Raw genomic sequence first — 24,846 nt, 5'->3', positions numbered from 1 at the left:
GTCTTATGACCAGTTTTACGACTAGGCAAACCGTGGAGCACATCGAGATTCTGACCGAGCCGGAGCGTCGCAGAAGACGCACGCCCCAAGAAAAAATAGCCATCGTCCAGGAGACCTTGGCTCCTGGAGCTTCCGTATCAGCCGTTGCCAGGCGACACGGGGTGAACGCGAACCAGGTGTTTGGTTGGCGCAAGCAGTACCAGGAAGGCAGTCTGACCGCCGTCAAGGCTGGCGAGACGGTAGTCCCGGCCTCGGAGCTGGCCGCGGCCATCAAGGAAATCAAAGAACTGCAGCGGCTGTTGGGCAAGAAGACCATGGAGAACGAGATTCTGCGCGAGGCCGTCGAATGGGGCCGGTCAAAAAACCTGATTGCGCGCTCGCCCTTGCTGCCGGAGGACGACCAATGAAAGTGGTCTGTGACGTTCTCGGTGTGGCGCGCTCTGCAGTGGCAGTAAAACGAGCCCGGAGCCCGGAATGGCGAGATGGCCGTAGTGCTCGCAAAGTCGGCGACAGCGGCTTGCTCGAAGAGATTGAGCTGTATGTCGCGAGCTTGCCGAGCTATGGCTATCGCCGCATCTGGGCTTTGCTGCGACGTAGCCGGGAATCTCTGGGGCAAGCGTGCGTGAACCATAAGCGGGTCTATCGCGTCATGCGAGAGCACGCGTTGCTGCTGCGCCGACCTGGTGTGAGACGCGACAATCGACGCCACGATGGTCGCGTAGCGGTCAAGCAAAGTAATGCGCGCTGGTGTTCGGACGGCTTCGAATTCCGTTGTGATGACGGGGCTGCATTGAGAGTGACGTTTGCACTGGATTGTTGTGACCGTGAAGCCATCAGCTGGGCGGCCACTACCGGTGGGCATAGCGGGGATGTCGTGCGCGACGTGATGCTGGCCGCCGTGGAGCAGAGGTTTGGAAGCACGCAGACTCCACAGGTGATTGAATGGCTCAGCGACAACGGCTCGGCCTACATCGACCATCGCACACGCAGCTTCGCTCGCGAGCTGGGATTGGAGCCCTTGACCACGCCCGTGCGCTCGCCACAGAGTAACGGCATGGCGGAGCGGTTCGTAAAAACGATGAAGCATGATTACATCGCCTTCATGGACAAGCCCGATGTGCCTACGGCGCTCACGCATCTGGCCTCTGCCTTCGAGCAATACAATGAGCGCCATCCGCACAAGGCCCTGAAATACCGCTCGCCTCGCGAGTTCAGACGGGCTGCAGCATCAGTAACTTAACGATGTCTGAGTGTCCTGAATTGCGGGGGCAACTACAGATATGTTGTAAAGGCTTTTTATGGCCTTTCGATAATGTTGTTGTTCCCGATTACGATATTTATTCTCCCCAATGAAATCGGAGTGAGAATTTTATTTCTGTTCTCACTTGTTCAAAAATGGGTCGGCTACGTACTATTAGTCGTCTTGGTCGCTTGGTTGCTGTACTGGATATTCAAGGAAAAACGGAAATTCAGACAACGATCTTGTGTCATCCTCTGCGGCGCGGCTACGTCATATGGATTGGTTTGCCTGATTTCGCTCTGGCATGACACCTCATATGGCGCTTGCGACTATTACACAAAATTGCTGAATGGCGGTGTCAAAGAGTTCAACGGGCGCCAATACAGAATCAGCATGTGCAGTACGAATTTCTTTTGGGGGGATGGTCGTCAGGTCAGATTGCAAATCTTCGATCAGGCAGGAACCCTTCAGGCGCTGCGCTATTTCACTTTTTATTGGAATGATGGCTCCGAAAAAGAGCTTGAATATGGTGACAATGTCATCCTCTACTACGACAAGTCCGCTAGTCAGGCACTTCACTCAATCCCAATTCCGCCGACTAGACTAGATTGGATTAAAGCACGGCTTCCTCTTGCCAATTGAAGTGGGCTAAAACTGCCTCCATAGCTGTCGAGCCGGACCTGAAGCAGGCAAAAAACAGCGGCAGCCAGCGGACGATGTACAATAGCGCCCTGATTTTTAAAGCATTTCCCGCTTTTTCCCGTACGTCCGGCCGTTTTCGGCCCGTCTCACTGAGCCTTCTGCCATGTCCAACCCGTCTTCTCCCGCCACCCCGGTCCTGCCCAAGGTCGGCTTCGTCTCCCTCGGCTGCCCCAAGGCGCTGGTCGATTCCGAACAGATCCTGACGCAGTTGCGCGCCGAAGGCTACGATACCGCCAAGTCCTATGACGGCGCCGATCTGGTGATCGTCAATACCTGCGGCTTCATCGATGCCGCCGTGCAGGAGTCGCTGGACGCCATCGGCGAAGCCCTGAACGAAAACGGCAAGGTCATCGTCACCGGCTGTCTGGGCGCCAAGAAGGATGCCGAGGGCGAAGACATCATCCAGAAGATTCACCCCAAGGTCTTGGAAGTGACCGGTCCGCACGCCGTGGGCGAAGTCATGCAGGCCGTGCACAAGCACCTGCCCAAGCCGCATGCCCCCTTCATCGACCTGGTGCCGCCGCAGGGCGTCAAGCTTACCCCCAAGCATTTTGCCTATCTGAAGATTTCGGAAGGCTGCAACCATCGCTGCAGCTTCTGCATCATCCCGTCCATGCGCGGCGACCTGGTGTCGCGTCCTATCGCCGATGTCATGCTGGAGGCCGAGAACCTCTTCAAGGCCGGTGTGAAGGAATTGCTGGTGATCTCGCAGGACACCAGCGCCTATGGCGTGGATGTGAAGTTCCGTACCGGTTTCTGGAACGGCAAGCCGATCAAGACCCACATGACCCAGCTGGTCGGGGCCTTGGGCGAACTGGCCCAGCAGTACGGCGCCTGGGTGCGCCTGCACTATGTGTATCCGTATCCGCATGTGGACCAGATCATCCCGCTGATGGCCGAAGGCAAGATCCTGCCGTATCTGGACGTGCCGCTGCAGCACGCCCATCCGGACGTGCTCAAGCGCATGAAGCGTCCCGCCAATGGCGAGAAGAACATCGAGCGCATCCAGGCCTGGCGCGCCCTGTGCCCGGACATCACGATCCGCTCCACCTTCATCGCCGGCTTCCCCGGCGAGACCGAGGCCGAGTTCGAGTACCTGCTGGACTTCCTGAAGGAAGCCGAGATCGACCGCCTGGGCTGCTTCGCCTATTCCCCGGTGGAAGGTGCGACCGCCAACGAGATCGCCAACCCGGTGCCCGAAGAAGTGCGCGAAGAACGCCGTGGCCGCGTCATGCAGCTGCAGGAAGAAATCTCCAAAAAGCGCCTGCAGGCCAAGGTCGGCAAGACCCTGCGCGTGCTCATCGATGAAGTGGACCGCAATGGCGGCACCGGCCGCACCTATTCGGATGCGCCCGAGATCGATGGCGTGGTCTACGTCAAGCCGCCTTTCGAGCCGCACCGCAAGCTGGAAGTCGGCCAGTTCGTCGACGTGCGCATCACCGCCGCCGACGCCCACGATCTGTGGGGCGCGGCTGAGTGATGCGCGCCAGGATGATGCGCGGCCTGCTGGCGGCTGCGCTGGTGCTGTACAGCGCTACCGTGCTCGTGCCGGCACAGGCTGCGTCTTCCGGTCCCGCCGCCAACGCCCCGCAAGGCTCGCTGCAGCAGACCCTGATGACGCACGCCCTGGTGCTGCGCGGCCAGATCGACGGGCGCGAGATCCAGCTCTCGCTGCAGCCCAAGAAGAATGAAGATGGCCTGGAAGGGCGCTACTTCTTCTTCGGCGGTGCGTCCGAAATCCTGGTGGCCGGCGAGGTCGACAAGGACGATTTCCTCATGGAAGAGTCGCTCAACGGCAAGGACGTGTCTGGCCAATGGGAAGGGCATCGCGAGGGGCAGTCCATTATCGGCACCTGGTCCAATGCCGACGGCAGCGTCAGCAAGCCCTTTACCTTGCAACTGCCCTGATTGCCTGCCGTGTCGTGGTGCTGGACAGAGGCGCTAAACAGAGCCGCTAAACAAGCGATATGAAGCTCAGTTCACTCTGTTCTGACATGGCCTCCAGTACTGGAGGCTGTCCGGCTACTCCTGTCGCTTTCGATGTGAACAAGCTGCGCGTATAGTGAGGCTTTTGCGCCCCGCCTCCTGGGGCGCCATCGTTTCCAGAGGCAGATCCGTGTCCGATTCCAAAGCAACGCCCCCCGCATCCTCCCTTCCGCTCGATCCCCAGACCGCACTGGTCCACAGCAGCTACCGCGCCCCGGACGGCTTTGAAGCCTTCCCGGTGGGCATCCATCACGCTTCCACCGTGCTGTTTCCGAATGTGGCGGCCATGCGTTCGCGCGACTGGCGGGAAAAACTCGGCTATACCTATGGCCTGCACGGCACCCCGACCAGCTTCGTGCTGGAAGCCCGGCTGGCCGAGATTGAGGGCGGCACCTATTGTCGCGTGACCCCCAGCGGCCTGGCGGCCATCGCCATGGTCAATTTCGCTTTTCTCAAGAGCGGCGACGACGTGCTGTTGCCCGATAACGTCTACGGTCCCAGCAAGGACCTGGGACGCTGGCTGGAGCGCGATTTCCAGATCAGTGCACGCTTCTACGATCCGATGATCGGTGAAGCAGGCCTGGCCGAACTGATCCAGCCCAATACACGCCTGGTCTGGACCGAAGCGCCGGGTTCGGTATCGATGGAAGTGCCCGACATCCCGGCCCTGTGCCGTGCCGCGCACGCCCGGGGCGTGCTGGTGGCCATCGACAATACCTGGTCGGCCGGCCTGGCCTTCAAGGCCTTCGAGCATGGCGTGGATATCGTCATGCAGGCCGTCACCAAGTACCAGTCGGGCGGCTCGGACGTGCTGATGGGCGCGGTCATCGTGCGCGACCAGGCACTCAACGAGAAACTGGAACTGGCGCACATGCGCCTGGGCTTTGGCGTGGGCATGGATGACGTCTATCTGGTCCTGCGCAGCCTGTCCTCGATGCGCCTGCGTTTCGAGGCGCACGATGCGGCGGCCCGCAAGGTCGCGGCCTGGCTCAAGCAACGCCCGGAAATTGCCGCAGTGCTGCATCCGGCCTTCGAGGATTGCCCCGGCCATGCCCACTGGAAGCGCGATTTCACCGGGGCAGGGGGCTTGTTCTCGGTGATCTTCGATGCCCGTTACAGCGAAGAGCAGACCGACCGTTTCGTCGACAGCCTGCAGATCTTCAAGATCGGCTACAGCTGGGGTGGGGCGCACAGCCTGTGTGTGCCTTACCGCATGCAGGGCATGCGCCACCAGTGGCAGCGCGAAGGCATCCTGGTGCGCTTCAACATCGGCCTGGAAGCCCCGGAAGACCTGATTGCCGATATCGCGCAGGCATTGCGTCGCCTGTAAGCCGGGAGCCGTCCATTTCCAAGGCTCAGTTTGCCGACAAGAAATTGAATAAAGGTAAATGCCTCGTCTGTTCAGCGTTTTGAGACAGCGCGACGGGTCATAGAATGCTAGCGATTCTTGATACGCCTGAAAGCTGGCTGAACGGAAATGTGAAGATGTTGCGCAAAATTCATCAAGCGGCGTAAATATCTGCAAGTTTTCTGTGGCCGCCGGCAAAAGGAAACTACAGTTAAACGCGGCGATATCGTGATAAATCTTGATGAGCTAGTCGTCCTTGAGCAACAACGAGGGTGAAAAGCCCCAAGATTTACAAAATTTTTTGTTTCTCTTGTGACAACTTTGTTCCTTCATTTCAGGCAAGAAACCTTTTGATCAGGAAATTCCTGATTGGCGCGGAAAGTCGCAAGAATACTGGCTCTTCTGTGCATAGCAGCAAAAACTTCCCCGCTGTCTTGCCGTGGTGTAAGACAAACTCCTACAGCTGATACAGGCTGTTTTCGGTCGAAAAATACCGATCAAGTCTAATTTCCCGCCTGTCCTGCCCCCCTCAGAATTGGCTTGCAGTCAAGTAAATGTAAGCGATTGTAAGCAGCTCGATGTGGCCTCCGGCCGCGTGAGCCTGTAGGAAGTTCTTACCGAGGTGGGGTGCCAATGAATACCAACGACATGATGGCGGAGATCCGCGATGCCAACCTGAGCTATCTCATGCTGGCGCAGCAAATGATCCGTTCGGACAAACCGACCGCAATCTTCCGTCTGGGCATCAGCGCCGAGATCGCCGATCTGATCGAAGGCCTGTCCAACGTGCAGATCATGAAACTGGCGGCAACCAACATGATGTTGACCCGCTTCCGTTTCGACGACGGCGCCATCCTCGGCATGCTGACCAACTACAACAAGGACAAAAGCCTGGCGCAGTCGCACGCCGCCATCCTGATGGCCTGTCAGCCCAGCGAACAAATTTCGTAAAACAACAAGACAAAGCAGGGCCGGCGTGTTCAGGGGAAGTCAACGCGCCGGAGGGGAGTTCGTTCTAAGCAGTCATCAGTTTGTGTCTTGAATCATGTCTGAGAGTCCGCCCGCCTGGGGCCTGCGGACTGGGGTCAGGCAGTTTTACTACGAAATCACCGGGGGGTAGCACCATGGCTAAGAAGAGCGTTGTCACAGAAGCGCAGGAAATTCAGTTGGCCATTGAATTGATCAACCTGGGGGCGCGCCTCCAGTTGCTGGAATCGGAAACTTCGCTGTCGCGCGAGCGGCTGTTGAAGCTGTACAAGGAATTGAAGGGGGTTTCGCCGCCCAAGGGCATGCTGCCGTTCTCGACGGACTGGTTCATCACCTGGCAGCCCAACATTCATTCTTCGCTGTTCATCAACATCCACCGCTATCTGGTGGAGCATGCGCGCATCAGCGGCATCGAAGCAGTCATGAAGGCCTACAAGCTCTATCTGGAGCAGGTCGGCTACAACGACGCCGGTGAGCCGGTCCTTTCCCTGACCCGGGCCTGGACGCTGGTGCGCTTCTTCGAAAGCAAGATGCTCATGACCACGCCGTGCTGCAAGTGTGGCGGCCACTTCGTGGTGCATCGTCTGGACCTGCATCAGGATTACCTGTGCGGCCTGTGCCACATGCCTTCGCGTGCCGGCAAGACCAAGAAGGCCAAGGATGCCGTGGTCATGGGTCTGGTCGAAGCGGCCATGCCGCTGCCGGCAGCGGCGTCCGTGGCAGCCGTGCCCGTGCTGGCTGCGGTGGCCTGAGCAGGCTGCCTGGGCGGTCGTATTGATGCGTTAATGGGCCGGGTCGGTCAACCACAAGAACAAGGCCGATAGCCTCGATGTCCGAAGATCAGAACCACGCCGGTGTACCGCGCAGGCCTCTGCGGCAGGCGCCGGCGATCCAGGCCCTGCTGCTGTTCGTGCTGGGCCTGGTCGGCGCCAATGTGCTGGATGTGTTGGGCCAGCGCGCCGGTCTTGCTCCTCTTTCCCCCCTCCAGACTTCGCTGCTGCATGGCGTGCTCGCCGCGCTGCTGGCGCGCCTGCGCCGCATGGCAGTGTGGTGGTGGCTGATCCTGCTGGTGTTTCCGGTGGCCGCACTGGCGGTGGGGCAGCTGCACCTGCCGTCGTGGGTGTTCCTGGCGGTGTTCTTGTTCCTGCTGGTGTTGTTCTGGTCGACCTTCCGCAGCCAGGTGCCGTTCTATCCTTCGGGCCAGAGCGCCTGGGATGCGGTGGCCGGCTTGCTGCCGCAAGGACGGCCGATCCGCTTCATGGACATCGGCAGTGGCCTCGGGGGCGCCGTGCTGGACCTCTCGCGGCGCCGGCCGGAGAGCGCCTTCACCGGTATCGAGATCGCTCCCTTGCCGTGGCTGATCAGCCGCGTGCGGGCCGCGCTGGCGGGCAACCGCTGCCGCTTCGTGCGGGGCGATTATCTGCTGCTCGATTTCGGCGACTACGATGTCGTGTTCGCCTATCTGTCACCGGCGGCGATGGTGGCGCTGTGGCAGAAGGCACGGGCCGAAATGAAGCCGGGCACGCTGCTTCTGAGTTACGAGTTTCATATCCCGGGGGCCACGCCTGATGTCGTGGTCCGGCCACCCCAGGGAGGCAGGGTGCTGCACGGGTGGTACATGTGAAGAAGTTGTAAAGGGCGAGAGGTGAAATTGCCTTGTAGAGGGGCGGCGAGACGTGACGTATCAAGTTTGCGTGAATTCAGCCGTAAATCGAAAAGGAAGGGCGTTTTTCGGATATGTATTCCCCCATTTGCTCGACTGGAATACCTGTAATCTGATGAACGTGAAAATACACTCAACGCCACAGGGACGGGAGTAGGCACTTGTTAGTCATCATTGGATATATCGTGGTCATGGCGTCCGTCTTTGGCGGCTTTGCCATGGCGGGGGGGCACCTCGGGGCGCTGTTCCAGCCTATCGAACTGCTCATGATCGGTGGTGCCGCCGGGGGCGCATTCCTGGTCGGTAACAACAACAAGGCCATCAAGGCCACCCTGAAAGCCTTGCCCACCGTCTTCAAGGGCAGCACCTATACCAAGGCGCTGTACATGGAGCTGATGGCGCTGCTGTTCGAAATCCTTACGAAGTCTCGTAAAGAGGGTTTGATGTCGATTGAAGGCGACATCGAAGAGCCGGAGAGCAGCCCCATCTTCAGCAAGTACCCTGGTGTGCTGGCGGACCATCACCTGATCGAGTTCATGACCGACTACCTGCGTCTGATGGTGTCGGGCAACATGGATGCCTTCCAGATCGAAAACCTGATGGACAACGAAATCGAGACCCATCACCACGAGGGCGAGATTCCGGTGCACTGCATCGCCAAGCTGGGCGACGGCATGCCGGCCTTCGGTATCGTGGCGGCGGTGATGGGGGTGGTGCACACGATGGAATCGGTGGGGATTCCGCCTTCCGAGCTGGGCATGCTGATCGCGCACGCGCTGGTCGGTACCTTCCTCGGTATTCTGCTGGCCTACGGTTTTGTGGGGCCGCTCTCCAGCTTGCTGGAACAGAAGCTGCACGAATCGACCAAGATCTACCAGTGCGTGAAGGTGACGCTGCTGGCGAGCCTCAATGGCTACGCACCGGCGCTGTCGATCGAATTCGGCCGCAAGGTCCTGTTCTCGACCGAACGTCCGACCTTCCTCGAGCTGGAAGAGCACGTCAAGCAGGCCAAGAGCAAGTAAGCGGTACAGGATGCAGCGCGATTCACACAGACAGCAGTATTGAAGCAGGAGCACAGGCATGGCCGACGAAGGGCTACGTCCCATTATCGTAAAGCGGATCAAGAAGGGCGGCGGGGGTCACCACGGTGGCGCCTGGAAGATCGCGTACGCCGACTTCGTGACTGCGATGATGGCGTTCTTCCTGCTGATGTGGCTGCTGGGTTCTACGGCCAAGGGTGATCTGAACGGTATCGCCGAATACTTCAAGACGCCGCTGAAGGTGGCCATGGCCGGCGGTTCCGGCAGTGGCGACGCCAACACGGTGCTGCCCGGGGGCGGCAAGGACCTGACCCGCCAGGATGGCCAGTTGCGCAAGGGCGAAACCGATATCACGGCGCGCAAGCAGAGTTTGAAGCAGGCGCAGCAGGAGCTGGAGCGGGCCGAACGCAGCCGGCTGGAAGAGTTGAAGGCGCGCATCGAAAAGGCCATCGATTCCAATCCGACGCTCAAGCAGTTCAAGAACCAGCTGTTGATCGACATCACCTCGGAAGGCCTGCGCATCCAGATCGTGGACGAGAAGAACCGTCCCATGTTTGCCCTGGCCAGTGCCCAGTTGCAGCCCTATACCAAGGAAATCCTGCATGAGATCGGACGCACCCTCAACGATGTGCCCAACAAGATCAGCCTGTCGGGCCACACCGATGCGACGCCGTATTCGCGGGGTGAGAAGGGTTACAGCAACTGGGAACTGTCGGCCGACCGCGCCAATGCGTCGCGGCGCGAACTGATTACCGGCGGCATGGATGAATCAAAGGTGCTGCGCGTGGTGGGCTTGTCCTCGGCGGTGTTGCTGGACAAGGAAGATCCGTTCAACCCGATCAACCGCCGCATCAGCATCATCGTCATGAACAAGAAGGCCGAAGAACTGGTGGAAAAGGATAGTGGCTCGCTCAATGTGCCCACCGACGCCACCGATGAAGATGTGCAGCAGGGGCTGAGTACGCCGGCCAAGAATTGATAGAGGGGTGGGCGACCTGCGCAGTTGCGCGGGGCGTGTCAATGAAGCAGAAGTGTTCCAATTGAACAGGGGAAGAGAGCCGGATATGCCGACCAAGACCATGCTGCAGGAGCTCAAGCGCTTGTTGCTCGATACTGCCAGCGGCGGCAGCCGCCAATTGACGGAAGTGGAGTCGGACCTGGTCCAGACCAACATCCTGTTGGGGGAAGCCATTGGCAAGCTGGGTAACAGCTTCATGGAGCTGCATCGTTCGGTACAGATGCAGCAGACCATTCTGGAAAGCCTGATGAATGGCACAGGCCAGTTCGACAGCGACAGCATCGAGCAGCTCAAGTCCACGCAGGGGGAAGTCAGTCACCACGTCAATGCGGCCGTGACCGGCCTGCAGTTCCAGGACATGACTAGCCAGTTGCTGGAGCGTATCGTGCGCCGCGTGATCGGCCTGCGCGAAGCGCTGGGGGTGCTGAGTGCCAACAGCTTCGAGATCGTGCCCGAGCAGGGGCAGACCGATGAAGAGTTGAAGGAACTGCTGGCCAGTACCGTGCAGGCCATGGAAGAACGCCTGACGGTGCTCGATTCGGGTCTGTGGAAGGCGGTGCGCCAGACCCGCATGGAAAGCGGCGATATCGAGTTGTTCTAGGCGGTGGCGGGCAGAGTGGTACAAGATTGAACTAGGTCATTCCGGTCAGACTGGGCGTTAGGTCGGATACCAATGGTGCGGCATAATGCATACGCGCATGAGCCTTATTGAAGAAACAGGGAGTAACGATGTCCAAAACGATTCTCGCAGTAGATGATTCCGGGTCACTGCGTCAGATGGTGGTATTCAGTCTGAAAGCTGCAGGTTACAACGTGACCGAGGCGGTCGATGGGGTGGACGCGCTGGAAAAGGCCAAGACGCATACCTTCGACCTGGTGCTGACCGATCAGAACATGCCGCGCATGGACGGCCTGACCCTGATCCGCTCCCTGCGCGAACTGAGCAGCTACGCCCGCGTGCCCATCCTGATGCTGACCACCGAGTTCAGCGACGAGATGAAGGCCAAGGGCAAGGCCGCCGGTGCCAATGGCTGGCTGGTCAAGCCGTTTGATCCGCAGCGCCTGACCGAGGTGGTGCGCAAGGTAATCGGCTGACCTTGCCGTAATAATAAAAAGACACGTACAGCATCCAGCATGGAGCCCAGGCATGAGCATTGATATGAGCCAGTTTTTCCAGGTCTTTTTCGACGAGGCCGAGGAAGGGCTCGCGGAAATGGAAAAGCTGTTGTTGGCCGTCAATGTGGCGTCTCCCGATCCGGAAGACCTCAATGCGGTGTTTCGCGCCGCGCATTCGATCAAGGGTGGTTCGTCCACCTTCGGCCTGACCGATATTGCTGAGGTCACCCACGTCCTGGAGTCGCTGCTGGATCGTATCCGCCAGGGCCAGATGAAGCTGACCTCGGAACACGTGGATGCCTTCCTGGCCGCCAAGGATGTGCTCAAGTCCATGCTGGACGGGCACAAGCACGGCGCCGAGGTGGACCAGGACGCCGTGGGTGATGTGCGCATGCTGCTGGAGGCCCTGTCGCAGGGCAAGAGTTCGGCGGCTGCGCCCAAGGCCGAGGCGGCTGCCCCGGCCGCTGCGGTGGTCGGACCGGATGGTCAGCGCCGCTACCGGCTGGACATGCCGGAGATCAGCGACAAGGATGCCGAAGCCCTGGCCGAGGAACTGGCCATGCTGGGCAAGCTGGAGAAGTCCAGGTCGCCCGAAGGGAAGTGGATTTTCATCCTCGATACGGCCGAGCCGATTGATGATGTCGTCGCCATCTGTGCCTTCATCGTCGATGTCGCCGACCTGAAGGTTTCGCAAGCGGTCGATCCGGCTCCGGGCAGCGAGGAAGAACGCGGCTACGGCTTCTTCGACAATTTCGTCACCCAGGAAGAGCGCGAGCGCACCCAGGGTTACGGTTTCTTCGACAACCATACCGCCATCGAAGACAAGGAGCGCGAGCAGGGCTACGGCTTCTTCGCCCCCTTCGTGCCGCTGGACATCAGTGCCAGGAAGAGCGAGGGTGAGGCGCAGGCTGCCGCTCATGGCGGTGGTAATGGCAGTGGCAATGGCAATGGCAACGGCCATCATGACGACGGCCATCTGCATGGCGATCACGGCGGCGAAAAGAAGGCTGCCAAGGGCGGCAGCGGTCCGGAATCGTCCTCGATCCGGGTCAGCATCGAGAAGGTCGACCAGCTCATCAACCTGGTCGGTGAACTGGTCATCACCCAGGCCATGATCGAGCAGCGCGTCGGCAAGCTCGACCCCATGCACCATGAACACCTGCTCAACAGCGTGAGCCAGTTGAGCCGCAATACCCGGGATCTGCAGGAGTCGGTGATGTCGATCCGGATGATGCCGATGGATTACGTCTTCTCGCGCTTCCCGCGCATGGTGCGCGATCTGGCGCACAAGCTGGGCAAGCAGGTCGAGTTCGTCACCCACGGCGCGGCCACCGAGTTGGACAAGGGCCTGATCGAGCGCATCGTCGATCCGCTTACCCACCTGGTGCGCAACAGCATCGACCACGGTATCGAACTGCCCGAAGCCCGGCGTGCCGCCGGCAAGGGCGAAGCCGGCGTGCTGTCGCTGTCGGCCGAGCACCAGGGCGGCAACATCATCATCGAGGTCACCGACGACGGTGGCGGCCTGAACCGCGAAAAGATCCTGGCCAAGGCCAAGCAGCAAGGCATGCCGGTGACCGACAGCCTCTCCGACGCCGAAGTCTGGCAACTGATTTTCGAGCCCGGCTTCTCCACCGCCGAGCAGGTCACCGATGTCTCGGGCCGTGGCGTGGGCATGGATGTGGTCAAACGCAACATCCTGGCCATGGGCGGCGCGGTGGATATCCGCTCCAGCAAGGGCTTTGGCACCACGATTTCGATCTCGCTGCCGCTGACCCTGGCGATCCTGGATGGCATGTCGATCCGGATAGGTGAAGAAGTTTACATATTGCCGCTAGGATATGTGGTTGAATCTTTGCAGCCTTTGTCGCAAGATATCAAGGAAATCTCCGGTCAGGGCCAGGTGCTGCGCGTTCGCGGCGAATATCTGCCGCTGATTCCGCTTTACCATATTTTCAACATCGAACCTTCATTTACCGATCCCTCGCAAGGATTGGTGGTGATTCTGGAGTCAGATGGGAAAAAAGCGGCACTTTTCGTGGATGACCTGATTGGACAACAACAGATCGTTGTCAAGAATCTGGAATCCAATTACCGGAAGGTCGCCGGCATTTCCGGTGCTACCATTCTGGGCGACGGCGGCGTCGCCCTGATTGTCGATGTGGCAGCCTTGCTGCGATCCAGCCGCCAATTGAATGACGAATCTGTATTTTCCTGATTTTTAAAGGGCCTCAACATGTCTGACAATGCAACCAAGAATCTTTCCGGCTTCGGCGAAAAGACCGACAGCAACGGAAACGAATTTCTTGCCTTCACCCTGGGTAAGGAAGAATACGGCATCGATATTCTGAAGGTGCAAGAAATCCGCGGCTACGAAGCCGTCACCCGTATCGCCAATTCGCCTGACTTCATCAAGGGTGTGGTGAACCTGCGCGGCATCATCGTCCCCATCGTGGACATGCGCATCAAGTTCCAGCTGGGCGAGCCGACCTATGACCAGTTCACCGTGGTCATCATCCTCAACATCGGCGGTCGCGTCGTGGGCATGGTGGTCGACAGCGTTTCCGACGTGATCACCCTGACCCAGGAACAGATCAAGCCGGCTCCGGAGATGGGGACCACCTTCGATTCCGACTACCTGATCGGTCTGGGTACCCTGGAACAGCGCATGCTGATCCTGGTGGATATCGACAAGCTGATGTCCAGCGCCGAAATGGGCCTGATCGAAAAGCTGGCCGCCTGAGCCACTGAGGCTCTTCAGGCAGGACTGCGAGCAATCCGGAGGAGACGCATCCGGATCTGGCGTTCATGGGCCATCCGGTCGCGCTGGAAAAGCGGGCAGGATAGCCCGATACAGAAGAGAAAAAGGCATCCGCCGTGTGGTGGATGCCTTTTTTATTGGCGCCGGGTTTGTCTCTGCGGGCGGGCGGCGCGCGCCTTTTTGCGCATATGAAGCTTTGTGCGGCCCGGCCGGCGGCTCCTCCCTTCAGGCCGCGCATTGCTTCACTTCTCAGTGGAAGTGCTCGACCGGAGGAGGCGTATCTTCGGGCATTTCCGCGTGGACCAGTTCACCCTCGCGGTCCGGGAAGAGGGGCGCGCCGCAGTCATCGCAGAACTCCATGGTGAAGCGTTCTGCATGATGCTTGATATGCACGATGCCGCACTCGCGCAGCACGGTCAGGATCTGCTGCAGCGGACTGGCCGGCAGGCCTTCCAGCAAGCCGGCACCGGCCGGAATCATCATGGGCAGCTCTTCGCCGCTTTCCTGTTCGTACAAGGGCCAGACGGTGCCGTAGACCACGGTCGGATCGCCGCCGATGGAAAAACCGATGCGGTATTCATCGATCTGGCCATTGATGTCTTCGGAGAAGCCGCCGATGCTGGCGTGCAGCTCGGAGGAGGAGATGTCCAGCGTCTGGGTCAGGAAGTAGTCGGCGGCGCGGATGGAGGCCGGGCGGATGCGCTTGTCGGCTTCCCGGCAACCGAAGAAATACGCTTGCGGCAGCAGCAGTTCCACGCTGCAGCCGGGCAAGAGGCGGGTGAAGAGCGGGGTAGCCTGTTGGGTCCAGGCTTCGAAGGCGGCGGCTTTTCTGGCCGAGAAGTGGCTCTGCTGGTCGCTTTCCTGCCAGTGGAAGAGGGCGCCGCCAGCCGGGACCACCACGGCCGCGATCACGTAGCGGGTATCGGCCAGGAAGGCGGCGGTGGGCGGCTGTTCGCCGCGCAGCTGCACCGGACCGGTCTTCAGGGCGGTCTGGCCCATCTGGCGGGTCAGGGCGAAGACATCGGCGTGCATGCGCGGCAGTTGTTCGATGGAGAACAGGGCCGGCGCCAGCGCCAGGCGTGCATCCTTGGCCAGGACATGGGCGTGCAGATGGGCGCCGATGGCGGTGAGCAATTCGCTGCCGATGGGGCCGGAGGCGATGGCAAAGCGGGTCCACGCCAGTACCGGCAGGACCAGCAGCTGCACGTCGTAGTCCTGGCCTTGGTGTTCCAGCGAGGTGGCTTCGCTGCCAGCCTCGACGGCTTCGATCAGGATGTCATAGGCATCCAGGTCGGCTTTGAAAAGGTGATCCAGCGCGGCATCGATCAGGCCCTGCTGGCCGGCCCGCAGCAGCTTGTTGAGCAGGGCGTCCAGAGGCTTGAGCCAGGCGCGCTCTTCGAGCCGGCTGGAGGCCTGCGCGATGGCTTGCGCAAAAGTCACCAGATGCTGGCTGTCGGCAGAAAGCTTGGAGGAGGAACGTTTTGCAGGACGACGCATGTGGGCTATCTGTAATCTGTGGGAACGAAACCGCCTATTGTAGTTGATTTGACAGGGCTGTCAGCCGCGGCAGCGGCTGCACCGCTCCAAGGGGCAATAAAAAACGCCGGACATGTCCGGCGTTCAGGTTGATGACGAACCCCGTGTTTTCGAACACGGGGTTTTGTTTTTCAGGCGCAGGTAATTTGCAGATGGTCGATGGCGCAGAAGCCAAGCAATGCGCTCATTTTTCTCTGTAGCCACTTTTGTACGCTGGCATAGGCGTTCAAGCCCGGTAAAAGCGCGCGCAAGCGCGCCACCAGCAGGGCAATCTTCTTCATGTTCTGGGCCGCCGCCGCCAACAAGCACTGCTCGGCGACCTTGCGCAAGCCGCGCATGCGGGCATAGCGATGTCCGTGCAATTGCTTGGCGTCGGCGAAGCTGCGTTCTACCGTTTCCTTGCGTCGGGCATAGATGCGCTTGCCCCATTCGGTACGACGCCGATCATCCACCTTCTCCTTGGAACGCTCCCACACATGGCGCGTCACCACCTTGACCGCATTGGCGCTATTGGTGCATTGCTCGCGTACCTTGCAGCCCCGGCATTGTTCAGGCTTGGATTTGTATTCCCGATACCCCTGCCGATTGGTGGTGCTGTAGTGCAAGGACTGGCCCTGCGGGCAGATGTATTCGTCACGGTAGGCATCGTACTCATACGCCCGTTTAAAGAATGTCCCCGGCTTGTGGTTGGGTGTGCGGTAGCCCATCACGCCGCTGATCTCGCGATTCTCCAGTCCCTGGCAGACGGCCGGTGTGAAATAGCCAGCATCCAGGCCAACGGCCTGTACATCAAATCCGAACGTCTGGCGCTGACGATCCAGGCGTGCCAGATAAGGTTGACTGTCATGGACTGAGGCGGGCGTGACATGGGTATCGGTAATGATGCAATGCTTGGCATCGACGGTGCGGTGATCCAGGTAGAAGAAGCCCTTGGGCTTGTCGTCGCGCACCATGTAGCCGCTCTCGGGATCGGTGCGACTAACCTTGATCTCTTTGGTGGGCGGCTCATCATCATCGTCACGTTTGAGCGGCTTCTTGCCATGCTCGGCACGGTCGATATCCACAGCCGCATCCAGTTCGGCCAGATAGGCCGAGGGTGTCTGGGCAACTTGAACGTAGTCGAACTTGTTCTTGTTGGCGTTGGCCTTGAGGTGGGTGCTGTCGCTGTAGAGCACACGGCCATCGACCATGCCGCGTCCAATGGCCTGGCGCACGATCTCGTCGAAGATGTCTTGATAGACGGTGGTATCAATGAAGCGGCGGCGCCGGTTCTGGGAGAAGGTGGAGGAGTCCGGCACCTTGTCGGTCAGACGGAATCCGGCAAACCAGCGATAGGCCACGTTGACCTGGACCTCGCGGATGAGCTGGCGCTCGCTGCGGATACCGAAGAGGTAGCCGATGAACAAGAGCTTGAAGAGTACCACCGGGTCCAGTGCCGGGCGGCCATTGTCGGCGCAATACAGATGCGCCACCTTCTCGCGGATGAACTCGAAATCCACCGCCGCGTCGATCTTGCGCAGCAGGTGGTCCTTGGGCACGAGCATCTCGATGGTCACCATCTCTAACTCGTGCTGGGCGGCTGTCGGTTTTTTGAGCATGACCGATTAAACAACAAAGCCTTGGCTCTCGCCAGGGCTTTGTCATCAATCTGAACGCCGGACATGTCCGGCGTTTTTTATTGCTACAGGCGACGCTGCCTTGGAAGGCGGCGCCGCCGGCCCACTGCTCAGGCTGCCAGCAGCTGACGCAGCACGAACGGCAGGATGCCGCCATGCTTGTAGTAGTCCACTTCGATCGGGGTATCGATACGCAGCAGCAGCTTGACTTCCTGGGTCTGGCCGTTCTTGCGGTGGATCACCAGGGTGGCTTCCTGTTGCGGCTTGATTTCGCCTTCCAGGCCCTTCAGGTCGAAGCTTTCTTCACCGGTGATGCCCAGCGACTGCACGCTGTCGTTGCCCAGGAACTGCAGCGGCAGCACGCCCATGCCGACCAGGTTGGAACGGTGGATACGCTCGAAGGAACGTGCGATCACGGCCTTCACGCCCAGCAGCTGGGTGCCCTTGGCTGCCCAGTCACGGGAAGAGCCGGTACCGTACTCTTCGCCACCGAAGACCATGGTCGGGGTGCCTTCGGCCACGTACTTCATGGCGGCGTCGTAGATCGACATTTCTTCACCGGAAGGCTGGTGAATGGTGATGCCGCCTTCCACGCGCGAGCCGTCTTCCTTGGCCGGGATCATCAGGTTCTTGATCCGCACGTTGGCGAAGGTGCCGCGCATCATGATCTCGTGGTTGCCGCGGCGCGAGCCGTAGGAGTTGAAGTCCGCCTTCAGCACGCCATTGGCTTGCAGCCACTTGCCGGCCGGGCTGGATTCCTTGATGGAACCGGCCGGGGAGATGTGGTCGGTGGTGATCGAGTCGCCGAACACGCCCAGGGCGCGGGCGCCGCTGATGCCGGTGGCAGCAGCCTTGGGTTCTTCGCTGAAGTTCTCGAAGAACGGCGGCTCGGCGATGTAGGTCGAGCTGGGCCAGTTGTAGACTTCGCCCTTGGCCACGCCCTTGATGGCTTCCCACAGCTTGCCGGGAGCGCCCTTCACATCGGCGTAGTTTTCCTTGAAGGTCTTGGCGTTCATGGCGAACTTCAGCAGCTTCTCGATCTCTTGCGAGGTCGGCCAGATGTCGCCCAGGTAGATGTTCTTGCCACCCTTGCCCTTGCCGACCGGTTCGGTCATCAGGTCACGGGTGACGTTGCCGGCGATGGCGTAGGCCACCACCAGCGGGGGCGAAGCCAGGAAGTTGGCGCGGATGTTCGGGTGGATACGGGCTTCGAAGTTGCGGTTGCCCGACAGCACGGCGGCGGCCACCACGTCGTTCTTGACGATGGCTTCGTTCATGGCCGGGGTCAGGTCGCCGGCGTTGCCGATGCAAGTGGTGCAACCGTAGGCGGTCACGCCAAAGCCCAGCTTTTCCAGGTACGGCAAGAGGCCTGCCGCTTCCAGGTACTTGGTCACCACGCGCGAGCCGGGAGCCAGCGAGGTCTTGATGTGCGGAGCGACCTTCAGGCCGGCTTCCACGGCCTTCTTGGCCAGCAGGCCGGCAGCCAGCAGCACGCTCGGGTTGGAGGTGTTGGTGCAGGAGGTGATGGCAGCGATCAGCACGTCACCGTTGTGCAGCTCCACGCCGTCGGCGTTCTTGTAGGAGGCGGTCAGGTCTTCGGCCTTCTTGTTGAAGCCGTTTTCTGCGGTCGGCTTGGTGAAGAGTTCCGAGAAGGTGGACTTGACGTTGCCGATCTCGATGCGGTCTTGCGGACGCTTCGGACCCGCCAGCGACGGCGCCACGGTGCCCAGGTCCAGCGAGACTTCCTGGGTGTAGTCGATCTGGCCGGCCTTGGGCACGCCGTACAGGCCTTGGGCCTTGAAGTAGGCTTCGAAGGCATCGATCTCGGCCTTGGTGCGGCCGGTACCCTTGAAGTAGTCGATGGTGGCGTCGTCGACAGGGAAGAAGCCCATGGTGGCGCCGTATTCCGGCGCCATGTTGGCGATGGTGGCGCGGTCGGTCAGCGACAGCGATTCGGTACCTTCACCGAAGAATTCGACGAACTTGCCCACGACCTTGGTCTGGCGCAGCAGTTCGGTGATGGTCAGCACCAGGTCGGTCGCGGTGACGCCTTCGCGCAGCGCGCCGGTCAGGTTCACACCCACCACGTCCGGGGTCAGGAAGTAGACCGGCTGGCCCAGCATGCCGGCTTCGGCTTCGATGCCGCCCACGCCCCAGCCGACCACGCCGATGCCGTTGATCATGGTGGTGTGGGAGTCGGTGCCGACCAGGGTGTCAGGGTAGTAGACGCCGCTCTTGTTGTGCACGCCGCGTGCCAGGTATTCCAGGTTGACCTGGTGGACGATGCCGAAGCCCGGGGGCACCACGCCGAAGGTGTCGAAGGCTTGCATGCCCCACTTCATGAACTGGTAGCGCTCGTTGTTGCGCGAGAATTCCAGCTTCATGTTCAGGTCCAGGGCCTTCTTCTCGCGGAAGTGGTCGATCTGCACCGAGTGGTCCACCACCAGGTCCACCGGGACCAGCGGTTCGATGTTCTTGGGGTTCTTGCCCAGCTTGCTGGCGACGTTGCGCATGGCGGCCAGGTCGGCCAGCAGCGGCACGCCGGTGAAGTCCTGCAGCACCACGCGGGCCACCACGAAGGGGATCTCATCCACGCGGGCGGCCTTGGCGCCCCAGTTGGCCAGTTGCTTGACGTGTTCTTCGGTGACCTTCTGGCCGTCGCAGTTGCGCAGCACCGATTCCAGCACGATGCGGATGGACACCGGCAGGCGCGAGATATTCACGCCCAGCGACTTTTGCAGGGCGGGCAGGGAGTAGAACTTGCCCTTCTTGGAACCCGAAATCTTGAATTCCTTCAGGGTGTTCAATGTGTTGCGAGACATGGCCTCTTCTCCTTATTTGGCAATTTAGTGATGCTAGCTAGTCGAATCCGGTTTGCGCTGCAATGGTGAACTGCGGGGTGCTGCCTGATTCTGTGATTCTTTGTTACTCAAACTTGCTGGACCGGCAGATGCTGCCTGACCGGTTCAGTTCTGGTGCGCTGCGGCGGCCAGGGGCGAGGCTGGCGCTGCGGGGGTGGCAGCAGCGGCCTTGATCTGGTCGGCGTTCTTGCATTCGTTGGCCAGTTGCTGCCCCTTCTTCGAATCCAGCAGCAGTCCCTTGGCCGGGATGCCGATCCAGACCAGGCCCATCTTTTGGTTTTCGAAGCGGTTGGCGCCGGTGGTGGTGGCCACGCGGGTCAGGCGGTGGATGCGCTTGTTCCAGCGGATGGCGATGTGCTTGTCATCGGCATCGTTCTTCCAGATGGTCAGCTTGTTGCCCATTTCGCACTGGAAGTCGGCGGACTGGGTACCGCTCAGTTCGGGTTCGCTGTCGTCATCCTCGGCATCCGAGGAGAACGGCATCTTGGCGGCGGGCGCTGCTGCAGCCGCTGCAGCGGCTTTCTTGGTGTGCGCCTTCTTGGCCACCTGCTTTTTCTTGGTGGCGTGCGTGCTGTCGGTGTCGGCGTGTGCCGGGGCGATGCCGGCGACGGCGAACAGGGCGCCCAACAGGGCGAGGAGGCTCAGGTGCTTTTTCATATACGTCTGTCGAAACGATCTTTACGGCTGGGTTGAAGGGGAGTCGCCGGAGGCGAACCATGCTGCAGTCTGCGGCGGCAGCGCAATGCCGGTGGCGTGCGCGCGTTGCAGGATACTCCAGTAATAACGATAGCTGGCGCGGTCGTGCAGGTTGCCCAGATGCTGGATCGGGCCCCATTGCACCGCCTGCGCCTTGAGCAAGATCTGTGCCGCCAGTTCGGCTTCTTCGGTGGCCGGCGACATGGCCTGCACGATGGGGCCGATCTGGTCCGGATGGATGCTCCACATCCGGGTATAGCCAAACTCCTGTGCCGCGCGGCGTGCATCGTCGGCCACGGCGGCGGGATTCTTGATGTCGGTGCTCACGTTGTGCGAGGGCACCTTGCCGTGCGCATGGCAGGCAGCGGCAATCTCCAGCTTGGCGCGACGCACAAGCGGATGGTCGAATTGTCCGGGTGAGCGCATGGCGCTGCCGGGAATGGCGCCATAGTGGGCCGAGACAAAATCCATCACCCCGAAGGACAGCGACTGCACCTGGGGCAGGGCGGCGATCCTGGCGGCGTCGGCCAGGGCGCCATGGGTCTCGATGAGTACCTGTACCGGCAGGTCGCTGCGACCGGCGGCGCGCGCGGCACGGTTGATGCTCTCCAGGGCTCGCAGGACGTCATCGATGCCTTCGGGCTTGGGCAACATCACATAGGCCAGCTCGCGCGCAGCGGCGCCGCAGATGATGGCCACGTCCTGCTCGAAATGCGCATGGCCCACGTCATGCACGCGCGCGCCGATGCGGCGGTGGACGTTGGCAGGGCTGGCGATGAGCGAGGCGACCAGTTCGGCGTGCGCGGTTTCATTGCCGGCGGCAGCGCCATCTTCGCAGTCGAAGGTGATGTCGAACAAGGGACCGAGTTCCTGCTGCAGGGCCATCGACTTGCGCATCAGCTTTTCGGAGCCGGCGTAGTGATCGCATACCGGAAGCGAAACCGGCTGCTGGGCACCTGGGAACAAGACCTGGGAAGGATGCATTGCTGCGAATGAGAGCGGGGTAGAGGTTGTCGAAACGTTCGGTATCACGGGTGCAAGGCGGCAGGCGCGGCAAGCCTGGTGGGTTGCCGCGCCCTGGTCAATCAGCCGACCAGATGCTTGACGCCTTCGCGCTCTTCCATCAGCTCCTTGAGCGTGATGTTGATGCGCTCTTGCGAGAACTCATCGATCTCCAGACCCTGGACGATCTTGTACTCGCCGTTTTCGGTGGTCACCGGGAAGCCGAACATGGTGCCTTCGGGGATGCCGTAGGAACCGTCGGAGGGGATGCCCATGGTGGTCCACTTGCCGTTGGTGCCCAGCACCCAGTCACGCACGTGGTCGATGGCCGCGTTGGCTGCCGAAGCGGCCGAGGACAGGCCACGGGCTTCGATGATGGCCGCGCCGCGCTTGCCGACGGTGGGCAGGAACACGTTCTTGTTCCATTCCTGATCGTTGATGGTGTCCTTGACCGACACGCCATCGGCGGTAGCGAAGCGGTAGTCGGCGTACATGGTCGGCGAGTGGTTGCCCCACACGCACAGTTTTTCGATGGCCGAGACCGGCTTGCCGATCTTGGCAGCCACTTGCGACAGCGCGCGGTTGTGGTCCAGGCGCAGCATCGCGGTGAAGTTCTTGGCCGGCAGGTTCGGGGCCGACTTCATGGCGATGTAGGCGTTGGTGTTGGCCGGGTTGCCGACCACCAGCACCTTGACGTTGCGCGAGGCCACGGCGTCCAGTGCACGGCCTTGCACGGTGAAGATCTGGGCGTTGGCTTCCAGCAGGTCCTTGCGCTCCATGCCGGGGCCACGGGGACGGGCACCGACCAGCAGGGCGATGTCGGCATCCTTGAAGGCGGTCATCGGATCGCTGTGAGCGGTCACGCCAGCCAGCAGGGGGAAGGCACAGTCATCGATTTCCATGATGACGCCCTTCAACGCCTTCTGTGCCTTCTCATCGGGGATTTCCAGCAGTTGCAGGATGACCGGCTGGTCTTTGCCCAGCAGGTCGCCGTTGGCGATGCGGAACAGCAGGGAGTAACCGATCTGACCGGCGGCGCCGGTGACGGCAACACGCATGGGGGCTTTAGCCATGTTGAATCTCCAAAAGAGGTGATGAAAAAAAGCATTCAGACTGCATCGAAGCGCACGTTGCGGTCACGTCGCGCAAGGCGCGGCAGGGCCGTGTAGCGGTTGCTTCAGGGGTGCGCATGATAAATGCGCGGTTTTCCTCGAATTCTTGTTAGGCCGCCATGATACCGTCGAAAATGCAACCAGTCAGTTGCTTTCGGTCCGGCCCCTGCCGACAAATCAAAAACCTGTCAAACTTGCGTTCTGCCTGCAGAAAATCGCCGCGCCGGAGGGGTCTGGATGAGAGTGATTCTCGTTAGCGTCTTCCGGGCTGTAAATCGCACCCAGCCTGCCTTGCGGGTCTTCAGGTTGCACGCGAGTGTAGGCTTGCGAAAGACTGCTGTCAATCAATATCTTATGTCTTATATAAGACATATTATTGCCTAGTTTTTGCTGGACGCCGTGAGGAGTTTTGTGGTGAAATTCGAGGTTATGAGCTCGATCCTGCCCAATTCAAACAACGTCGACGCGCAAGGCGCGGGGGCGGGCGTTGCCAGTCCGGCGCCCACCTTCAGTCCGTTGTACCAGCAGATCAAGGCGCTCATCATGCAGCGCCTGGAAGCCGGCGAGTGGAAGCCGGGCGAGCTGATCCCCAGTGAAGTGGAGCTGGGCAGTCGGTTCAAGGTCAGCCAGGGCACGGTGCGCAAGGCCATCGATGAACTGGCGGCTGAAAACCTGGTGGTGCGCCGCCAGGGCAAGGGCACCTTCGTCGCCACCCATCATGAGACCCAGGCGCAGTTCCGTTTCCTGCGGCTGATGGCTGACAGCGACGAGCCGCAGCGTCCCGAAAACAAGATCATCGAAGTCAAGCGCGTACGCGCCTCGGCCGAAGTGGCCCGTCAGCTCGACATGAAGTCGGGCGACTCCGTGATTTTCATTCGCCGGGTAAAATCCTTCAATGGCACTCCCATCATCCTCGAAGACATCTGGCTGCCCGGCGCCATCTTCAAGGGCCTGACGGCCGAGCGTCTGGTGGAGTACCGCGGGCCACTGTATGGCCTGTTCGAGTCCGAGTTCGGCACCCGCATGATCCGTGCCGAAGAACGCATCCGTGCCGTCGGGGCGGATCCGGATGCCGCAGAGTTTCTGGGCGTAGCGCCCCAAACGCCGTTGCTGAGTGTGGAGCGGGCTTCATTTACCTATGGCGACAAGCCGGTGGAAATGCGGCGCGGTCTGTACCTGACGACGAATCATCATTACCAAAGCGAGTTGAGCTGAGCAAACCGGAACCGGTCATTGTCGCGTGCTGGCGGCGGCTGCCTGCCCAGCGGAGAAGGGCTGGTGTCAAGCCTTTTCGGCTTGCTGCGAAGCGCAATAAAAGTTGATGGCGATTTCGAAAATCGGCGAAAATTGCATGATTGTTTTAAACTGAGGAGAACCTTGTATGTCTGAAGCCGCTAAACCACAACGGCCGCAATTTCGTAACATACACCTAACCCAAATTGCCGGCTACCGCATGCCTTTGGCTGCCATCGTCTCGATCATGCACCGCATCAGCGGTCTGTTCCTGTTCCTGATGCTGCCTTTCATCCTGTTCATGCTGGACAGCAGCCTGCTCTCGGAAGGTACTTTCGCCTATCTCAAGGGTCTGGCATCGGGCTGGTTTGTCAAGCTCGTCATCCTGGCGCTGTCCTGGGCCTATCTCCACCACTTCTGCGCCGGCATCCGCCACCTGATCATGGATAACCACATTGGTCTGGACAAGGACAGCGCACGCAAGTCCTCGGCAACTGTCCTGGTGATCAGCATCACGCTGATGGTCCTGGTCGCACTGAAACTGTTCGGAGCATTCTGAAAATGGCTGATAACAACATCGGACCCAAGCGCCTGGTCGTGGGCGCCCACTATGGCCTGCGTGACTGGATGGCGCAACGCGCCACCGCCGTCGTGATGGCTGTCTACACCGTGATCCTGCTGGTGTGCTTCTTCACCTCGACCCACTTCAGCTACGAAGGCTGGGCAGCGCTGTTCTCGCATCAATGGTTCAAGGTGGCCACCTTTGCCGTGTTCATGTCGCTGTTCTTCCACGCCTGGATCGGCGTGCGTGATGCGCTGATGGACTACGTCAAGCTCGTTGGCCTGCGCCTGGTCCTGCAAGTTGCCACTATCGTGTGGCTGATCGGTTGCGCTGGCTATGCCGCGCAGATTCTGTGGAGAAACTAATC

General features: G+C 60.4%; 23 protein-coding genes. 17 read left to right on the top strand and 6 right to left on the bottom strand.

Annotation, left to right across the window (positions count from 1 at the left end; genetic code table 11):
- Positions 1-5: 5 nt before the first annotated feature.
- The 14 genes from AACH55_RS15710 to AACH55_RS15645 all read left to right on the top strand — a co-directional run bounded on the left by AACH55_RS15710 (position 6) and on the right by AACH55_RS15645 (position 13,843).
- Positions 6-1,240, top strand: a protein-coding gene (locus AACH55_RS15710) for an IS3 family transposase (RefSeq protein ID WP_338715475.1) whose coding sequence is annotated in 2 segments (ribosomal slippage) — positions 6-366 and positions 366-1,240 — 1,236 coding nt in all. Because the reading frame shifts where the segments join, the coding sequence is not laid out codon by codon here.
- Positions 1,241-1,360: 120 nt separating this feature from the next.
- Positions 1,361-1,882, top strand: a complete 522-nt coding sequence (locus AACH55_RS15705) for a hypothetical protein (RefSeq protein ID WP_338715590.1) — start codon at positions 1,361-1,363, stop codon at positions 1,880-1,882.
- Between the two features lie 163 nt (positions 1,883-2,045).
- Entirely contained in the window at positions 2,046-3,422 is a 1,377-nt protein-coding gene (gene rimO, locus AACH55_RS15700) for a 30S ribosomal protein S12 methylthiotransferase RimO (protein WP_338715589.1), read from the top strand.
- Positions 3,422-3,850 (top strand): hypothetical protein, encoded by a 429-nt coding sequence (locus AACH55_RS15695; protein ID WP_338715588.1) that lies wholly within the window; start codon positions 3,422-3,424, stop codon positions 3,848-3,850. Before rimO ends, AACH55_RS15695 begins: the two co-directional genes overlap by 1 nt.
- A 208-nt stretch (positions 3,851-4,058) precedes the next feature.
- Positions 4,059-5,258 carry a cystathionine beta-lyase gene (locus AACH55_RS15690; protein ID WP_338715587.1) on the top strand — a complete coding sequence of 400 codons (1,200 nt, stop codon included), beginning with the start codon at positions 4,059-4,061 and terminating at the stop codon, positions 5,256-5,258.
- Positions 5,259-5,909: 651 nt separating this feature from the next.
- A complete protein-coding gene (gene flhD, locus AACH55_RS15685; RefSeq protein ID WP_008329990.1) occupies positions 5,910-6,227 on the top strand; it encodes a flagellar transcriptional regulator FlhD in 318 nt (105 codons plus the stop codon).
- A 173-nt stretch (positions 6,228-6,400) separates the two neighbouring features.
- The gene (gene flhC, locus AACH55_RS15680; RefSeq protein ID WP_338715584.1) at positions 6,401-7,015 is read left to right on the top strand and encodes a flagellar transcriptional regulator FlhC; all 615 of its coding nucleotides are present in this window, start codon (positions 6,401-6,403) and stop codon (positions 7,013-7,015) included.
- 77 nt (positions 7,016-7,092) lie between these two features.
- On the top strand, positions 7,093-7,887 hold the full coding sequence (locus tag AACH55_RS15675) for a class I SAM-dependent methyltransferase (protein WP_338715582.1): 795 nt from the start codon (positions 7,093-7,095) through the stop codon (positions 7,885-7,887).
- Between the two features lie 200 nt (positions 7,888-8,087).
- The gene (gene motA / locus AACH55_RS15670) at positions 8,088-8,948 is read left to right on the top strand and encodes a flagellar motor stator protein MotA (RefSeq protein ID WP_338715580.1); all 861 of its coding nucleotides are present in this window, start codon (positions 8,088-8,090) and stop codon (positions 8,946-8,948) included.
- Between the two features lie 58 nt (positions 8,949-9,006).
- Positions 9,007-9,945, top strand: a complete 939-nt coding sequence (gene motB / locus AACH55_RS15665) for a flagellar motor protein MotB (protein WP_338715579.1) — start codon at positions 9,007-9,009, stop codon at positions 9,943-9,945.
- 85 nt (positions 9,946-10,030) lie between these two features.
- Positions 10,031-10,585 (top strand): chemotaxis protein, encoded by a 555-nt coding sequence (locus AACH55_RS15660; RefSeq protein ID WP_338715578.1) that lies wholly within the window; start codon positions 10,031-10,033, stop codon positions 10,583-10,585.
- Between the two features lie 128 nt (positions 10,586-10,713).
- Positions 10,714-11,079 (top strand): response regulator, encoded by a 366-nt coding sequence (locus AACH55_RS15655; RefSeq protein WP_338715577.1) that lies wholly within the window; start codon positions 10,714-10,716, stop codon positions 11,077-11,079.
- Positions 11,080-11,131: 52 nt separating this feature from the next.
- Complete coding sequence (cheA, locus tag AACH55_RS15650; RefSeq protein ID WP_338715576.1) at positions 11,132-13,318, top strand: chemotaxis protein CheA; 2,187 nt, start codon at positions 11,132-11,134, stop codon at positions 13,316-13,318.
- Between the two features lie 18 nt (positions 13,319-13,336).
- A complete protein-coding gene (locus AACH55_RS15645; protein WP_338715575.1) occupies positions 13,337-13,843 on the top strand; it encodes a chemotaxis protein CheW in 507 nt (168 codons plus the stop codon).
- A gap of 267 nt (positions 13,844-14,110) precedes the next feature.
- Here the strand turns inward: AACH55_RS15645 and AACH55_RS15640 are convergent, their stop codons facing one another.
- From AACH55_RS15640 to AACH55_RS15615, 6 genes are all read right to left on the bottom strand, one after another.
- Entirely contained in the window at positions 14,111-15,358 is a 1,248-nt protein-coding gene (locus AACH55_RS15640) for a DUF2863 family protein (protein ID WP_338715574.1), read from the bottom strand.
- 170 nt (positions 15,359-15,528) lie between these two features.
- Positions 15,529-16,995: an IS1182 family transposase gene (locus AACH55_RS15635; protein ID WP_338714814.1), complete on the bottom strand. Its 1,467-nt coding sequence runs from the start codon at positions 16,993-16,995 to the stop codon at positions 15,529-15,531.
- Between the two features lie 128 nt (positions 16,996-17,123).
- Positions 17,124-19,835, bottom strand: a complete 2,712-nt coding sequence (gene acnA / locus AACH55_RS15630; protein WP_338715573.1) for an aconitate hydratase AcnA — start codon at positions 19,833-19,835, stop codon at positions 17,124-17,126.
- Between the two features lie 144 nt (positions 19,836-19,979).
- A complete protein-coding gene (locus AACH55_RS15625; protein WP_338715572.1) occupies positions 19,980-20,531 on the bottom strand; it encodes a hypothetical protein in 552 nt (183 codons plus the stop codon).
- Positions 20,532-20,552: 21 nt separating this feature from the next.
- Positions 20,553-21,554, bottom strand: a complete 1,002-nt coding sequence (locus AACH55_RS15620) for an aldolase/citrate lyase family protein (protein ID WP_338715570.1) — start codon at positions 21,552-21,554, stop codon at positions 20,553-20,555.
- A gap of 101 nt (positions 21,555-21,655) precedes the next feature.
- Positions 21,656-22,645, bottom strand: coding sequence for a malate dehydrogenase (locus tag AACH55_RS15615; protein ID WP_338715569.1), 990 nt, complete (start codon positions 22,643-22,645; stop codon positions 21,656-21,658).
- 468 nt (positions 22,646-23,113) lie between these two features.
- Here AACH55_RS15615 and AACH55_RS15610 point away from each other — a divergent pair, with 468 nt between their 5' ends.
- From AACH55_RS15610 to sdhD, 3 genes are all read left to right on the top strand, one after another.
- Positions 23,114-23,899 carry a GntR family transcriptional regulator gene (locus tag AACH55_RS15610; RefSeq protein ID WP_338720312.1) on the top strand — a complete coding sequence of 262 codons (786 nt, stop codon included), beginning with the start codon at positions 23,114-23,116 and terminating at the stop codon, positions 23,897-23,899.
- A 166-nt stretch (positions 23,900-24,065) separates the two neighbouring features.
- Entirely contained in the window at positions 24,066-24,476 is a 411-nt protein-coding gene (gene sdhC / locus AACH55_RS15605) for a succinate dehydrogenase, cytochrome b556 subunit (RefSeq protein ID WP_338715568.1), read from the top strand.
- A gap of 2 nt (positions 24,477-24,478) precedes the next feature.
- The gene (gene sdhD / locus AACH55_RS15600; protein ID WP_338715566.1) at positions 24,479-24,844 is read left to right on the top strand and encodes a succinate dehydrogenase, hydrophobic membrane anchor protein; all 366 of its coding nucleotides are present in this window, start codon (positions 24,479-24,481) and stop codon (positions 24,842-24,844) included.
- Positions 24,845-24,846: the final 2 nt, after the last annotated feature.

The organism is Herbaspirillum sp. DW155 (genome assembly GCF_037076565.1).
Taxonomy (GTDB): domain Bacteria; phylum Pseudomonadota; class Gammaproteobacteria; order Burkholderiales; family Burkholderiaceae_D; genus Herbaspirillum.
Note: the sequence above shows the minus strand (reverse complement) of the source record. Positions and strands in the feature narration are given on the sequence as shown.

Bases quoted from the DNA above. Each gene is read 5' to 3' on its own strand.
- acnA (WP_338715573.1), bottom strand. From the start codon at position 19,835: ATGTCTCGCAACACATTGAACACCCTGAAGGAATTCAAGATTTCGGGT.
- AACH55_RS15625 (WP_338715572.1), bottom strand. From the start codon at position 20,531: ATGAAAAAGCACCTGAGCCTCCTCGCCCTGTTGGGCGCCCTGTTCGCC.
- cheA (WP_338715576.1), top strand. From the start codon at position 11,132: ATGAGCATTGATATGAGCCAGTTTTTCCAGGTCTTTTTCGACGAGGCC.
- flhD (WP_008329990.1), top strand. From the start codon at position 5,910: ATGAATACCAACGACATGATGGCGGAGATCCGCGATGCCAACCTGAGC.
- AACH55_RS15620 (WP_338715570.1), bottom strand. From the start codon at position 21,554: ATGCATCCTTCCCAGGTCTTGTTCCCAGGTGCCCAGCAGCCGGTTTCG.
- sdhC (WP_338715568.1), top strand. From the start codon at position 24,066: ATGTCTGAAGCCGCTAAACCACAACGGCCGCAATTTCGTAACATACAC.
- sdhD (WP_338715566.1), top strand. From the start codon at position 24,479: ATGGCTGATAACAACATCGGACCCAAGCGCCTGGTCGTGGGCGCCCAC.
- AACH55_RS15675 (WP_338715582.1), top strand. From the start codon at position 7,093: ATGTCCGAAGATCAGAACCACGCCGGTGTACCGCGCAGGCCTCTGCGG.
- AACH55_RS15660 (WP_338715578.1), top strand. From the start codon at position 10,031: ATGCCGACCAAGACCATGCTGCAGGAGCTCAAGCGCTTGTTGCTCGAT.
- AACH55_RS15655 (WP_338715577.1), top strand. From the start codon at position 10,714: ATGTCCAAAACGATTCTCGCAGTAGATGATTCCGGGTCACTGCGTCAG.
- AACH55_RS15645 (WP_338715575.1), top strand. From the start codon at position 13,337: ATGTCTGACAATGCAACCAAGAATCTTTCCGGCTTCGGCGAAAAGACC.
- AACH55_RS15635 (WP_338714814.1), bottom strand. From the start codon at position 16,995: ATGCTCAAAAAACCGACAGCCGCCCAGCACGAGTTAGAGATGGTGACC.
- AACH55_RS15610 (WP_338720312.1), top strand. From the start codon at position 23,114: ATGAGCTCGATCCTGCCCAATTCAAACAACGTCGACGCGCAAGGCGCG.
- motB (WP_338715579.1), top strand. From the start codon at position 9,007: ATGGCCGACGAAGGGCTACGTCCCATTATCGTAAAGCGGATCAAGAAG.
- AACH55_RS15615 (WP_338715569.1), bottom strand. From the start codon at position 22,645: ATGGCTAAAGCCCCCATGCGTGTTGCCGTCACCGGCGCCGCCGGTCAG.
- AACH55_RS15695 (WP_338715588.1), top strand. From the start codon at position 3,422: ATGCGCGCCAGGATGATGCGCGGCCTGCTGGCGGCTGCGCTGGTGCTG.
- rimO (WP_338715589.1), top strand. From the start codon at position 2,046: ATGTCCAACCCGTCTTCTCCCGCCACCCCGGTCCTGCCCAAGGTCGGC.
- AACH55_RS15640 (WP_338715574.1), bottom strand. From the start codon at position 15,358: ATGCGTCGTCCTGCAAAACGTTCCTCCTCCAAGCTTTCTGCCGACAGC.
- flhC (WP_338715584.1), top strand. From the start codon at position 6,401: ATGGCTAAGAAGAGCGTTGTCACAGAAGCGCAGGAAATTCAGTTGGCC.